Source organism: Bacillus sp. JFL15 (assembly GCF_001184225.1).
Lineage (GTDB): Bacteria > Bacillota > Bacilli > Bacillales > Bacillaceae > Bacillus > Bacillus siamensis.
On the sequence record NZ_KQ236689.1, the window covers coordinates 3,408,427 to 3,424,544 of the forward strand.

General features: G+C 46.3%; 1 protein-coding gene. It reads right to left on the bottom strand.

What is annotated here, in order from left to right; translation table 11 throughout:
* Nucleotides 1–9: 9 nt before the first annotated feature.
* Nucleotides 10–16,095: a non-ribosomal peptide synthase/polyketide synthase gene (locus tag AD710_RS16830; RefSeq protein WP_049628562.1), complete on the bottom strand. Its 16,086-nt coding sequence runs from the start codon at nucleotides 16,093–16,095 to the stop codon at nucleotides 10–12.
* Between the last annotated feature and the right edge of the window lie 23 nt (nucleotides 16,096–16,118).

Sequence of the window (16,118 nt, forward strand, 5' to 3'; positions counted from 1 at the left end):
CCCCCGTGATTAGAAATCCAATTCGATTGTGCTTGCAAGATGTTTACTTTTGTTTACTTTTTCGCTTAATTGAATGTCTTTTAAAGGAATGGATGGGTTTCTCATAATCGCCGAAAGAATCATGACGTAATCCTTGGCCAATACAGCAATGGTTTTCTTTTTAAACAGTTTCGTACAGTAATCAAAACTGCCCTGAATATCATCTTGATCTATTAAGAAGTTCAGCTGTAAATCAAACTTGGCTGCCGTCTCCGTTTGTTCATAAGGTCTGACTGCGAGAGAATCCACTTCAATATCCGTTTGTTCGGTATTTTGCAGGACAAACATCGTATCAAACAATGGATTGCGGCTTAAGTCCCGTTTCACACCCAGTTTTTCAACTAATTCTTCAAAAGGATACTCTTGATGTTCAAAAGCCTTCAGCATGGTTTCTTTCGTTTCCGTTATATAATCCAAAAATGTCTTTTCCGCCATCGGAGCGGTGCGGATGGCTAATGTATTGACAAACATTCCGATAATGGGTTCCAAATCCGCATGCGGTCTCCCTGCAATAGGGGTTCCGACGACGATATCATCCTGACCGCTGTATTTTGCCAGCAGTATGGAATAGGCCGAGAACAAAATCATGTAAGCGGTCGTTCCGGTCAATTCTTCCAGCTGCTTTATCCCTTGGGTGACAGTCTTATCGAGCGTAAAATTGTGCCTTTTTCCATCAAAGCTTCTAACCGGCGGTCTCGCAAAATCTTTCGGAAGCTCGAATGACGGGAGCTCTTCATGAAATACACCAAGCCAATACTCTTCCTGCTTCTTGATTCGTTCTCTCTGTTCTTTTTGATGTTTCCATTCCGTAAAGTCTTTGTACTGAATACGGAGCGGAGCTAACTCTTTTTCGTCATACATTTGAATCAGTTCTTCGACAAAAATATTCATGGAGGCGCCGTCCGTGATGATGTGGTGCATGTCAAACATGAAAATATGCAGGTCTTGTTCTAACTCGATGAGTCCGGCCCTGAGTAATGGAGCCTGGCTGAGATCGAACGGCCGCACGAAGGTGCGGAAACATTCCTCAACCTCGTCAGCTGTTGCCTTGTATCTTTCCATCGAAAACTCCACTTGCGGTTTGATCACCTGCATCAGTTCTCCGCGGACCATTTCAAAACCGGTACGCAGCGATTCATGACGCTGGATCAGTCTTTGGAAAGCGGTTTGCAAGCGATTTATGTCGAGTTTTCCTTCTAATGTAAGGATTCCCGGCATATTGTAGCTCAGTTCTCCGCCTTCTATTTGTGTTGACAGGTAAACCATCTTCTGCACGGACGATACGGGATAGACATCTTTTGCTTTAGCTTTCGGAATGTAATCCGGTCCGTTGGTTTCAGCTTCTGCAATAGCCTGTGCCATTTTTTCAACTGTCGGACATTGAAAGACCTCTCTTAATGAAATGTTTTTGCTGAATTGCTTATGAATTTTGGCGATGAGTGTCATCCCCCGCAACGAGTGGCCGCCCAAATCGAAAAAGTTATCTTTTACACCTATTTCTTTTACCTTCAAAACGTCTTGCCAGATGCATATCAGCTGCTCTTCCATATTCGTCCGTGGAGCAACGTAGTCGGTTCCCGTTTGCAAACCTGCTTCAGGCATCGGTAATGCTCTTCGATTTACTTTTCCATTGCCGGTTAGCGGCAGTTTCTCCAGCTGGATGAAGTATGAAGGGATCATGTATCCCGGTATTTGACCAGCAAGTTTTTCTTTCAGCTGACTGATCGAGAGTGATTGCTCCGCTGTAAAATAGGCATATAAATCACTTTGGCCATCGGTATTTTCTTTTGCTAGAACAACTGCTTCCTGTACGTGCTTGAGAAGAGCGGCCTCCACCTCACCGAGTTCAATCCGGTAACCGCGGATTTTGACCTGGTGGTCTCTCCTTCCCGCATATTCAACGTTTCCGTCAGGAAGGTAACGGGCCAGATCGCCTGTTTTATACATCCGCTGATTCGAGTCATATGGGTGGGGAACAAAAGTTTCGAGTGTCAAAGGCTCCCTGTTATGATAGCCTCTGGCCAGGCTCACTCCTGAAATACAAAGTTCACCGACGATTCCGACAGGCTGAAGCGTTCCGGCTTCATTCAAAATGAAAATCTCCGTATTTGAAATCGGTTTGCCGATCGGCTGAAGCTCCTGATCTGTATCAGGATCGACGGTATACATGGTTACGACATGCGTCTCCGACGGGCCATAATGATTATGCAATGTGACTTGATGGCGTGCCAGCATGTCACGCAGCATCCTTGTTGCGATGAGCTGTTCTCCCGCAGCGATGATGTGATCTACGCACTCGGCAAACGGTTCGAAATAGTGTTTCTCCGAGGCAAGAAGCTTAAGGAACGCGGTCGGAAGAAATGCTGTTTGTATCCTGTGCGTTCTGACAAAATCATTGAGCTGACGTATGTCACGTTTTGCCTCATTGCCGATGACAAAGAGTGTTCCTCCGCTTGAAAGCGCGGAGAACATTTCTTGATAGCAAACATCAAAGCTCATTGCGGCAAATTGCAGCACTCTGTCAAACTGCAGCTGCGTATGATCCTGCTCATAAGCGAGCAGATTCGTCATCGTCTTGTGCTCCAGCTGAACGCCTTTCGGCTGCCCCGTTGTGCCTGACGTGTAAATAACATACATTAAATCATTTTCCGAGCAGGAAAGATTAAGATTGTCTGCTCTGCCTTGATATATCATCGGATCATCAAGCAGAAGCGCTTCTCCTTCAAAGAGCGGCGGAATAGCGTGACCTGCACAAGTCAAAAGCACATCGGCGCCGCTGTCTTTCAGCATAAAAGCCCGCCGTTTTTCGGGAAGCTCCGGATCGATAGGGAGAAATGCTGCGCCGGCCTTTAATATGGCTAAAATGCCGATGATCATATGTGCTGAGCGATCCGTGAGAACGGCAACAACCTGATCAGTGCAGGCACCCTTATCTTGAAGGAGGCGCGCCAGCTGATTGGAACGTTCATTCAGCTGACGATAAGTCAGCGTCTGATTTCCAAACTTGACGGCTTCATGGTCCGGGTTAAGCTCAGCCTGCTGCTCAAAAAGCTGATGAACCGTAGTTGGAATTCGTTTTTCCGCAACTGCAGTATCGTTAAAGAGTTGCTGAATGTCTCTTTCCTCTTCCTTGGTCATCATATTCAGACGAGCCAGCTCGGCATCAGGCTGTTTAATAATCGAATCAATCAGCTGCACAAAATGCCCCATCATACGTTCGATCGTTTCCGGTTTAAACAGAGCCGTCAAGTATTCCATCGTGAACTGAATACCCGACTCTTCTTCCACAGCCGTTAAGGTTAAATCAAATTTAGCCATCGTATGTCCGTTTGGATATGGTTTGAAAGTGACGTCATTTATCTCTAACTGTTCCTGCTCCGTGTTTTGAAGCACAAACATGGTGTCAAACAATGGATTACGGCTCAAGTCTCTGGCGATATTCAGTTGATCGATCAGCGCTTCGAACGGATAATCTTGATGCTCATAAGCTTTTAATGCATTCTCCTTCACCTCGGACAGATACTGAGAGAACGTCTTCCCTTTTTCAGGGTAATTTCTCATGGCCAATGTATTCACAAACATTCCGATAATCGGTTCCAAATCGGCGTGCGGTCTTCCCGCTATGGGACTGCCGACAATAATGTCTTCCTGGCCGCTGTATTTTGAAAGCAATAATGTATAAGACGCAAGGAGCACCATATATAAAGTCGATTCAGTTTGGGATGCCAGCTGCTTTAATCCGGCGCTTTTTTGCTTATCAAGCGTAAACTGCATTGTGGCTCCCGCAAAATCCCGTGCCGACGGCCGGATATAATCGGTCGGCATATGAAGGACAGGAACGTCGCCGCTGTACAGCTCTAACCAATAGGCTTCTTGATTTTGGATCTGTTTTAACCGCGCTTCGCCGGTCTGCCATACCGCGTAGTCCTTGTACTGGATGCGCAAAGGCGGTAATGTTTCTCCTTCATAAATGCGGATAAATTCTTTAATCAATACGCTCATGGATGTTCCGTCAGAAATAATATGGTGCATATCAAACATCAGAATTCCGCGGTCAGGTTGAAGTTCAATCAGCCCCACGCGAAGCAGCGGCGGCTCATCCAGATGAAAAGGACGAATAAATTGGCGGATATAAAGGTCCGCATCATTTTCTTCTGCCTGATACCACTCTACTTCGAACTTTGCGTGATCTAAGACATACTGAACGGGTTCTCCGTCAGCCATTTTAAAACCGGTGCGCAAAGATTCATGGCGCAAAATCAGCGTGCGGAAGGCTTGCTGCAGCTTGTCACGGTCAAGCTTGCCTTCGACAGCCATCAGTCCCAGCATGTTGTAACTGAGTTCTCCGCCTTCCAAGTGATTCAGGATGTACAACCGTTTTTGTGCTGAGGATACCGGGTAATAAGGTCTTTTTTCAATTGCAGGAATCGCATCATATCCGGTCAGCTCCGTCTTCGTGATCGTCTGTGCGAGCTGTTCAATGGTTGGGAAACGAAAGACGTCCCGCAAAGGAATTTGGACATGCATTTGCTTTTGTATTTTTGCAATCAGCGCCGTTGCCCGCAGGGAGTGTCCGCCGATCTCAAAAAAGTGATCTCTGATCCCCACCTGCTCTAATCCGAGGACATCCTCCCAAATTGCTGTCAGCTGGATTTCTGCCGAAGTTTGCGGCGGGACGTACTCTATGCCGCTGTCACGCTTTTTGACCGGAGCCGGCAATAACTGGCGATTCAACTTCCCGTTTGGCGTCAGCGGCATCTTATCCAGCTGAACAAAATGAGCCGGGATCATATATCCCGGTAAATGCCGGGCCATTCTTTCGCGAAGTTCACTGATCTGTATTGTCTTATCCGCAGCAAAGTATCCGCACAAGTAATATTCATCATCTGCATCTTTAAGGGCAGCTGCGGCGGCTTCTTGAATATCAGGAACGTTCAGCATCACCGATTCGATTTCACCGAGTTCAATCCGAAAACCTTGAATTTTCACCTGATGATCAATCCGGCCGATATATTCAATATTTCCATCCGGCAGAAGGCGGGCCAGATCACCGGTTCTGTACATTCGGTCCTCCGGTACAAACGGATCGGCAACAAATTTTTCGTCCGTCAGTTCCGGCAGGTTCAAGTAACCCCGCCCGACACCGTCCCCTGCAATATACAGCTCGCCTTGGACGCCCGCCGGCTGCAGCCGTTTTTTTGAATCAAGAATGTACATGCGGTTTCTGCCTAACGGCTTGCCTATAGGGACATAGTTTTGGCTGCGTGCCCACGCATCGGAAGAACATTCAATGTTGAACAGAGACGCGTCTACGCAAGTCTCCGTAGGCCCATAAACATTGGTAACCCCAGGTGAAGCGCCATGATCGCCGAATAATTGCATGAGCTTATTTACCGTCGTTTTGGAAAGAGCCTCTCCTCCGATTAAAAGATGCTGAAGCGTGACTCCCTGCAAATCACCTGCAGCTATCAAAAGCTTTAAGTGGGCAGGTGTTCCGTCGGTGATGTCAATCGAATGCTGCCGATAGTAACGGCATAAGGCAGCACCGTCTGACACAATCTCTTTCGGAACAATAAACAAGGTATGTCCTGACAGCAAGGAAGCATACATTTGCTGAACAGAAGCATCGAAATAATATGGAGCGAGCATGGCTACATTCAGCTCCGCCTCATAGGCAGAGTATACTTGGCGGCTCAGCCCTTCTATCAGGTGAATGACCTGGCGATGTTCAATTAACGTGCCTTTAGGCTTGCCTGTCGTACCGGAAGTATAAATGGCATAGGCCAGTTGACTGGACTGATAAGAGAGTGCAAGACTGCTGTCTTTTTCGTGATAGAAATGTTCCTCCATGAGATCGATACATGTTCCTGAAAAGCCGATGTTATCCTGCAGCTTCCCGCGGTAAAGCAAAACGCTGATGCTTGAATCATTTAAAATATAACTGATGCGTTCAGACGGAGAATCAGGATCTATCGGCAAATATGCGCCGCCCGCTTTTAAAACTCCCAAGATGCCTACAATCATCTCAAGCGAGCGTTCAGTCATAATACCGACAAGCTGATCCGTCCGCACACCTTTTGCCTGCAAGGTTCGCGCAAGCTGATTGGCACGCCGGTTCAGTTCTTCGTAGGTGAATTGTTTACCCTCGAATACAACCGCTGTATTGTCCGGAGTACGATGCGCTTGCTCCTCAAACAGCTCATGAATCGTTTGTTCACGCGGGTAATGCATGTCATTAGACTGAAAGCTGCTGAGCAGATGTTCTTTTTCTTGCTGAGAGAGAAGCTCCAATTCTTCTATTTTGACAGACGGCTGCTGTAATACTTGCTGCATGAGCTGTTCAAAATGTCCGCAGAGCCGCTCCACTTCTGATTTTTCATATTCGTTTTCATTAAAACCGAAATGAACGGCCAGCTGTTCGCCAGGTATGACAACCACATTCAAATCATAGTGGGAGTGTTCCTGCATATGAAAATTCGTAATGTTCAGCTCCGTACCATGATGTCCCGTCTCTTCGACCTGCTGCCCGATCGGATAGTTTTCAAAAATCATGATATGGTCAATCAGGTTCTGCTTTTGTTCCGTTTGGGCCTGAATTTCGTATAAAGGATAAGTATCATATGCTTGGGAAGCCAACGCTTTTTGTTGAACCATTTGCATCGTATCGGCAAAAGAGTTGTCCTCATCGCAGCAGACCCGAACCGGAATGGTATTGATGAACAGGCCGATCATCTGTTCCACATCAGGAATTTCCGCCGGCCTTCCCGACACGACACTGCCAAAGACAACGTCTGCGGACCCGCTGTATTTCTGTAATAAAATTCCCCACAACGTTTGGATCAAGGAATTTAAAGTCACTTGATGCTGGTTTGCGATCTGCTGTAATTGTTTTGTCTGTTCGTGATCAAATTGGCAGATCACATTGGCATAAGCGTATTCTTTTTGTTCATGCTGCGGTGTTTTATGAAGAAGCGCGGTTTCACCTTTATATCCTTCAAGATACTCGCTCCAGAACCGCTTTGCTGCTCCCTGATCTTGGCGGTCAAGCCACTCGATATAGTCGCTGTAAGGCGCTGCAGATGACGGTTCTTTTCCCCTTCCTTTTTGTAAGGCGCTATAATGATCAAACACTTCATTTGTGATAAGAGGCAGACACCAGCCATCCATGACAATATGATGGAAGCTCCAAATCAAATGATAGCTGCGGTCTTCCATGCGGAAAATTGCTATTCGCATCAGCGGATCGCGAGCCAAGTCAAATCCTTTTGCCTTGTCTTCTCTTTGATAGGCTGCGATTACATCCTCACGCCGGTGATCCTCTATGTCACGCAAATCTGCAAAATGAATTTGCGGTTTTTGCGTTTTATAGACAATTTGTAAAGGAGTATCGTTCCAGCCGCTGTAAAAACGGGTTCTGAGCACGGCGTATCTTTCAAACAATCGCTCCAAGCTTTGTTTAAACCAATCAATCTTTAACTCTCCCTGCAAATCGAACGATGCTTGTTCAAAATAAGAATGTGAGTCCTCGTCCAGTAAGCTGTGGAAGAGCATTCCTTTCTGCATCGGAGTGAGCGGATACACGTTTTCAATCTCACCTGTACGCGGCAGTTGAATAAGGAGCTTATCCAATTCGTCAATGGACATGCCTTTTAACAAAATATCGCTTGGTGTCAGTTCCGATTGTTCTTTCTGAACGCAATGCGTAATGATTGACCGCAGGCGGCTTTGAATTGTTTCCGATAACCGCTTGATTGTTTCTTTTGCGTACTGTTTGCTGCTGTAGCTGATCGTGAGCTTGAGCCGGCCCTCGGTGATCATTCCGTTTATATTCAATACATACGGTCTTTCTTGATTTCCGCTCGAGTCTGAACCGCAAGAGTAAGAAGATAATTGAACCCCATGCTGCTGTAAATCTTGGTCAAACTGTCCCAGGTAGTTAAAGCTGATCTCAGGATCGAGCTTCGATGGCATTCCGCCGCTTAAGTACCTTGCTATTCCATATCCGATCCCTTTATGCGGAATTTGGCGCAGTCCTTCTTTGGTCGTTTTGATATAATCAGAGATTTCTTTGCCTGGCTGCACGTGCAGCACAACCGGGTACAGACTAGTAAACCAGCCGACCGTGCGCGATATATCCATATCCTGAATGATCTGTTCTCTTCCGTGTCCCTCTAAATGAATCGGAATCCGGTCAAGCCCCGACCAATGGGATATAGAAAGACCAAGAGAAGTTAAAAGCAAATCATTTATTTCCGTGTTATAAGCGCGATTCGCTTGTTTTAATAAGAGCTCCGTTTCCTCTTTCGTCCATTCCGCAGTTGCTGTTTCACTGTCTTTTGCAGTTGTATGGGTTTCCTGAAAATCTGTAGGCAGCGGTTTTACTTCGGTTTGTTCGATCTTTGTCCAATATTCCTGTTCTTGTTTTATCGTTTCACTTTGCGCATATTCTGAAAGTCTCTTAGCCCATAATTGGAAAGAGTCTGTTTTTTGCGGCAGTTGAATCACTTGCCCGTTCTCGGCTTGCCTGTAGCCGGTCACGAGATCCTCCAGTAAAATGCGCCATGACACCCCGTCTACCATCAAATGATGGATGGCAATGAGCAAATGATCTCCATCTGCACATTGAAACAATCCGGCTTTCATTAACGGGCCATCACTTAAACGCATACTGCCTTGTATCTCATCAGCCTTGGCTTCAATGGTCTGCCCTGGGTCGGATTCTGCTTTCAGATTCAGGACTTCAAGGTTGTACAGTCCGCTTTGGGCGATCTCTGCATGATGTGCCTCGTAACCCTTTTCCGTAGTCTGGAACGTCATCCGGAGCGCATCGTGATGTTCTGTTATCTTTTGCAGGGTTTGACGAAGCGGCGTTTCCCGAAAACCTTCCGGCGCATGCAGCATGACGGCTTGATTATAATATTGCGGATCTATTGTTGTTTGTTCAAAAAACCAATGCTGAATAGGAGTCAGGCTGACTTTTCCTTTGACCTCACCTTGATCGGCTATACGCAGATTCTGCTTGATATGCTGACTCAATTCAGCAATCGTAGCATATTGAAACAAGTCTTTGATTTCCATTTTGTATCCGCTATGTTTTAATCTGGATGACACTTGGATTGACTTAATGGAATCTCCGCCAAGTTCAAAGAAATTATCAAGAATACTGATATTCTCTGCGCCTAATACCGATTCCCAGGCAGAAACTAATATTTCTTCCGCTTTTGTTCGGGGAGCTTTATACTCTGCTCTGTCCTGCAGCTCGAAATCCGGAGCCGGCAGCCCTTTTTTGTTTATTTTTCCGTTAGACGTTAAAGGCATTTCATCAAGCTCGATAAAATAAGCCGGAACCATATAACCCGCCAGGCTGTGAGACAGTTGTTTCCGGAGCCGGGCTGCCGTTGTTTGCCCGCCGCTCACGTAATATGCACACAATTGTTTAAACCCGTGGGCATCAACTCTTGCTGTAACGACCGCTTCCTTGACCGCTTCTTCTTGAAGCAGCGCTGCCTCGATTTCGCCTAATTCGATACGGTAGCCTCTGATTTTCACTTGTTCATCTATTCTGCCCGCGTATTCAATGTTTCCGTCCGACAGCCACTTCGCCAAATCTCCGGTCTTATACATCTTGGCTCCCGGTTCGAACGGGTCATCGACGAATTTCTCTGCCGTCAATTCCGGACGGTTCAAATATCCTCTTGCTACCCCGGCGCCGCTGATATAGATTTCTCCCGGGACACCGATCGGCGCGGGTCTCATATTCTCATCAAGAACGTAAATGCTCGTGTTTGCCGCAGCGGTTCCGATCGGTACCGATTCCCGTCTGTCTTTTGCGGCATCATAACGATAAATCATGCAGCCGACAACAGTTTCCGTCGGTCCGTATTCATTGCATATTTCAATCCGGCCTTCGAACTGTTCATGAATACTTTGGGCTAACCGGGTGCTTAAGTTTTCCCCGCCCACAATCATTCTTCGGACAGCCGTTTGATCGGCGATGTTCATTTCCTTCAAAACCTGCAAATGGGCCGGGGTCAATTTAATAATATCCACCCTCGGGTCCTGCACAATCGATTGAAGCAGAGCTGTTTTATCCTCTCCGTCATAGACGATGATCGTATTACCTGTGATAAGCGGTGTAAAAATAGAAGTCACCGTCAGATCAAAAGAGATGGAGGAGTACAGCGGGAAGTTGGTTTTCTCGCCTTTTACATAAACTTCTTTCGCCCACCAAATATAATTGGTCAAGCCCCGGTTCTCGATTAATACGCCTTTTGGCCGGCCTGTAGAGCCTGACGTATAAATGACATATGCCAAATGGCTTGCATCACTTATCGGCTCAAGGTCAGAGTCATCTTGATGATACGACTCTTCATCATCCAGTAAAATCGTGACGCCTTCATAGGAAAGCTGTTCCCTGACATCTCGCTGCGTCAAAACGATTCCGGCTTGGGAGTCATCCAGCATATACCGGATGCGGTCTTGCGGATATTCCGGATCTATAGGGACATAGGCGCCGCCTGATTTTAAAACGGCAAGGATTCCGACCACCGATTCGATGCTGTTTCTGCTGATGATGGCTACCGGATGATCCGTCTGTACACCCATCGCTCTGATCGTCCGCGCCAGTCGGTTTGCCCGCTTATTGAGCTCTCCGTACGTGAGCTGCCTGTCCTTATCAATGACGGCCGCTTGATCGGGCGTACGCTGCGATTGCTCTTCAAATAATTGATGTACCGGCGTCTGCGGAAATGGCGCTGCCGTGTCGTTAAGCGTCCGCAGAAGGGTTCTTTTTTCACTTTCCGTTAACAAATCTACTTGATCCACCCGGATATCCGGATCTGTCACGACTTGATGCAGGATTTGCATGAAATGTTCCCGAACCCGCTCTATGCTTGCCCGCTCATACACATTGGCATTGTATTCAAAAGAGATGTTCATCTCGTCGCCCGGTATAACGGTCATATTAAAATCATAGTTGGTCTGCTCTTCCATTTGTACGTTGGAAATGGTGATGGATGATCCGTTTTGCCGGCCAATGCTCTCCATATACTGATCAACAGGATAATTTTCGAAGATCATTAAATGTGTAATTAAATCTTGCTTTTGCGTTGTACGTGCCTGAATATCGTACAACGGGTGTGTCTCGTATTGTTGAGATGCTATAGCCCTTTCCTGCGCCTCTTTCATAAGCTCGGCAAACGTTGTCCCGGCTTCACACCTGAACCGGACGGGAATGGTGTTAATGAATAAGCCGATCATTGTTTCCACATTCGGAATTCCAGCCGGTCTTCCGGATACGACACTCCCAAAAACAACATCTTTGCTTCGGTTATATTTTTGCAGCAAAACCGCCCATGCCGTCTGCAGCAGCGTGTTCAGCGTGACTTGGCGCCCGCCGGCCGTCTGCTTCATTTTTAAAGTGAGGTCGGTGCTTATGTCACACGTCACTTTCTCCGGAATGTATCGTTCTTCTGGTGCATGGTGATCCTTAGGAAGGCCGGTTTGCTCTTCATATCCTTCCAAGTATTGATCCCAATAAGTCATGGCCTCTTTTGCATCTTGCCGGCCGAGCCATTCAATATATTGACTGTACGGAGTAATTGGCGATTGTTCAGGCTGTTTTTTGTGAAGCAAGGCAAAGTAATGCTCGAATATTTCTTTTGTAATCAGCGGCAGGCACCAGCCGTCCATCAGAATATGGTGAAAACTCCATATGAAACGGTATGTCTTTTCATCCGTACGGAGAATGAGTAACCGCATCAATGCGCCTTTCTCTAAATCGAACCCCCGCATTTTATCTTCTCTGGCATACTGCTGAACCATCTCTTCTCTTTGTGATTCCTTCATCTCGCGTAAGTCAATGAATTCAAAACCGATCTTTTTCGTTTTCAATATGATTTGCAGCGGCTGATCCTTCCAGCCTCTGTAAAAATTCGTCCGGAAAATATCATATTTTTGCGATAAGCCATCCAAGCTTTTTGAAAATGCATCAATGTCTAACTCTCCGTGCAGATCAAACATCGTTTGCTGAAAATAAGCACCTGAATTCGGATCAAATAAGCTGTGAAACAGCATGCCCTTCTGCATCGGCGTTAATGGATAAATATTTTCCGCTTCGCCTAATTCACGCGTCTGCTCCAAAAGCTGTTCCAGTTCGTCGATTGAGATGTCTTTCAACAGGATGTCACTTGGTGTGAGAGAAGTCTGCTGCCGGCTTACGCAATGCGCAATGACTTCTTGCAGACTTTCTTTCAAGTTCCGTGCAAATTGCGCCATAGTCGGTCTTTCGTATTGTTTGCTGCTGTAGCTCAGTGTCAGCGATAATGTCCCTTCAGAAATCATGCCGTTTACATCTAGAACAGCCGTTCTCTCTTGGTTTTCGTCCATCGATAACCCTGTGGAAAAAGGCGATATGCGCAAAGCTTGATGATTCAGGTTTTGATCAAACTGACCCAAGTAATTAAACGATATTTCCGGTTTCAGCTGCAGGCTGTCGGCTTCGGGATGCCCGGATACATATTTGATGATGCTGTAATTCATTCCTTTATCCGGGATACGGCGCAGCCCTTCTTTCACGGTCTTAATCCGCTGTGACAAGTCTTTTCCGGCTTCCATTCTCAGGACGACAGGGTACTGGCTTGTAAACCATCCTATCGTGCGGGAGATATCCGCATCCGGAATAATCTGCTCCCTCCCGTGCCCTTCCACATTTACGGCAATGTCTTCCATGCCAGTCCACCTGTGAACGGCGAGACCTAACGAAGTCAGCAGCAGATCGTTGATATCCGTGTTGTAGGCGCGGTTGGCTTGTTTTAACAATTGCTCCGTTTCCTCTTTTGTCCATTGAATCGTCACTTCTTCGCTGTCTCTTAATAATGAATCTTCGCTTATTTTGTCTTTAGGCAATGGCTGCGGCTTCGTGCTTGAAAGCTCGGCCCAATAAGCAATCTCCTCTTCCATGTCGGTTTCTTTCGCATATTTGGACAATTGATCAGCCCAGAATGGAAATGAATCTGTTTTTTGCGGAAGCTGGATGGTTTGTCCGCGCTCTGCCTGCTCATAACCGCTTGCAAAATCTTCGAGTAAAATGCGCCACGATACTCCGTCAATCACCAAATGATGAATTGCAATCAGCAAATGATCTCCGTCGGGGCATTGGAACAAACCAAGTTTCATCAAAGGCCCCCGGTCTAATGCCATGCTTCTTTGAATCTCATTCGCTTTATCGGAAATTGCCTGAGCAGGATCGGTTTCGCCTTTATAATTCATCACTTCCAGATGATATAATTCACTTTCATCCGTTCCTGTAATTCGCGGAGCGTACCCGTTCGGTGTTTTTTCAAAAATCATCCTCAAGGCATCGTGATGCGACGCAATCCGTTCCATCGTCCGGCGAAGCGGAGCCTCTTTCAAGCCTTCCGCCGAATATAACATGACGGCCTGATTGTAATGGTGAGCTTGCGGCATTTTTTGTTCAAAAAACCAATGCTGTATCGGGGTCAGGTTTGTGCTGCCGGTCACTTCCTCTTGATCAGCCATCCTGCCGATCGGCAAGACAAATTGACTTAGTTCTGCAATCGCGGGATATTTAAACAGATGTTTCATATCAACCTTGTATCCGGCTTGATACAATCTGGAAGACACCTGAATTGATTTAATCGAATCTCCGCCATAATCAAAGAAATTATCCATAATTCCGATACGCTCTGCCCCTAATACTTCTTGCCAGATAGACGCCAGCAGTTCTTCTGTTGTGTTCCGCGGGGCTATGTATTCGTTATCCGTCAGCGTATTTTCTTCATCAGCAGGCAAAGCTTTCAAATCAATTTTTCCATTGGAAGTGAGCGGTATGCGTTCCAAATGGATAAAGTAGGAGGGAATCATATAATCCGGCAGTTTACGGGATAATTCGGCTCTGAACTGCGCAGCAGTCACAGAAGGCTCGCCGACATAATAGGCATACAATTGCTTGGCTCCGTCTGCGCCTTCCCGCGCAATGACTGCAGCTTCACTAACATTTTCCAGATTGAACATAGCCGCCTCTACTTCGCCGATTTCGATTCGGTAGCCGCGGATTTTCACTTGATGATCGATCCGCCCTGCATATTCGATTCTTCCATCTGGCAGCCATCTGGCGAGATCCCCCGTTTTATACATCTTTTGACCGGAGAGATGCAAATGCTGAACAAATTTTTCCTCCGTCAGCTCAGGCCGATTCAGGTAGCCTCGGGCCACCCCCGCTCCTCCGACATACAGCTCTCCCGGTACGCCGATCGGCTGGATTTGCTGGTGCGCTCCTAAAATATAGGCTTGATGGTTAGCCACCGGTTTGCCGATTGTGATCTGTTCATCAGCGGACTGAACAGGGTGAAAGGTCGATACCACGCTGTTTTCTGTCGGTCCGTATTCATTATTGAGCCGAATGTGAGGCTGCAGAGAATACAGCTTCTCAACTGTGTCTGTTTCCAGCTGCTCTCCGCCTACAACAACATGCTGAACATCAATGAAGTCGTCCGCATTCATCTCTTCGATCATCGTTTTCAAAAGACGGGGAGAAGTTGAAAAATGTGTAATCCGCTCTTGTTTCAAGACATTTTGAATGGCGAAAAGGTCTTTATTTTCTTCATTCGGCAAAAGGTGCAAAGTCGCACCCGAGATAAGCGGGCCGAAGAAATTTAAAATGAACGCATCAAAAACATACGGGTACAAGACAAGCACGCGATCCGCTGAAGAATGCTTGAAAAACGCCTTCTTCCAATGGAGCGAATTCACAATACCGCCGTGTTCAACCATGACTCCTTTCGGCTTTCCTGTTGTGCCCGACGTATAAATGACATAGGCTAAATGGCTGTGTTCCGCTACTGGTGATAACAATGAGCAATCGGCATGGTATGATGTTTCATCATTCAAATCAATCACCGGGCCGTCAAAGGTGAGATTGTTTTTTAAATGACGCTGAATAAGGAGAACGTCTGCATTCGCATCATGAAGCAAATATTGAAGCCGCTCGTTTGGATATTCAGGGTCCAGGGGCACATAAGCGCCCCCCGCCTTCCAAACGGCTATAATGGATACGATCATCTCTAATGAACGATCAGCCAGAATGGCGACCAATGTATCGGCTTGAACCCCGCAATTACGCAATGTTCTTGCCAAACGGTTTGCCTTTTCATTCAATTCCCTGTACGTCAAATGGGCGTTTTTAAACTTGACCGCCGCGTGCTCAGGCGTTCTTTCTGCCTGTTCTTCAAATAATTGATAGACGGTTCTGCTCCCGGAGTAATCTCTGCCGGTATCATTAAAATCAAACAATAGTTTCTGTTTTTCCGCTTCGGGTATCATTTCTGCTGTATGGATCTCCGCTTGAGGGTGAAACAGGATCACAGACAGCAGCTGATCCAAATGGGCTGTCATTTGATCCATATAGCGCTCATCGTACAGATTGCCGTTATAAAAAAGCTTTAAATGAATCCCGTTGTTCTCCAAATCAAAGTGAAAAAGCGTATCGGCTGCAATGTCTTCTTTAAATTGCAAAGAATGAATTTCGTTAAGCGAAACGACAGTATGAATCAGCGGCAGACGCTCATCATTGTAATGCACGTTTAGATGCTGAACCATTTTTCTAAACGGCAGGTTTTGATTTTTCAGAGAATCATTAACGGCTTCTTTCAGCTGTTCAAACACGGTTTTAAATGTACTCTCGTTTGAAAGCGTATTTTTCAAAAGAACAACGGTGTTAACGGCTGACTGGCTGCTTTTTTGCTTCGATACCGTTGGAATGCCGAGAATCAGGCTCGTTCGATCGGTATATTTATACAGCAAGCATTCAATACCTGCTAATAAAATCAAATAGACCGCCATATCGGAATGATTCGCCATTGTCATGATTCTTTGAGATACTTCCGGAGATAAGGAACGGCAGATGTATTTTTCCTGATAGCCGGTACGGGCCAATGACGCATTATCCGCTGCTTTAAAGTAAGGGAATACGCTTAGGCCGTCTTCTTCGTCAAACAGGTTTTCCCAGTACGTTTCTTGATTTCTAAATACCGACATTGGAGCACCTCATTTTATATAAT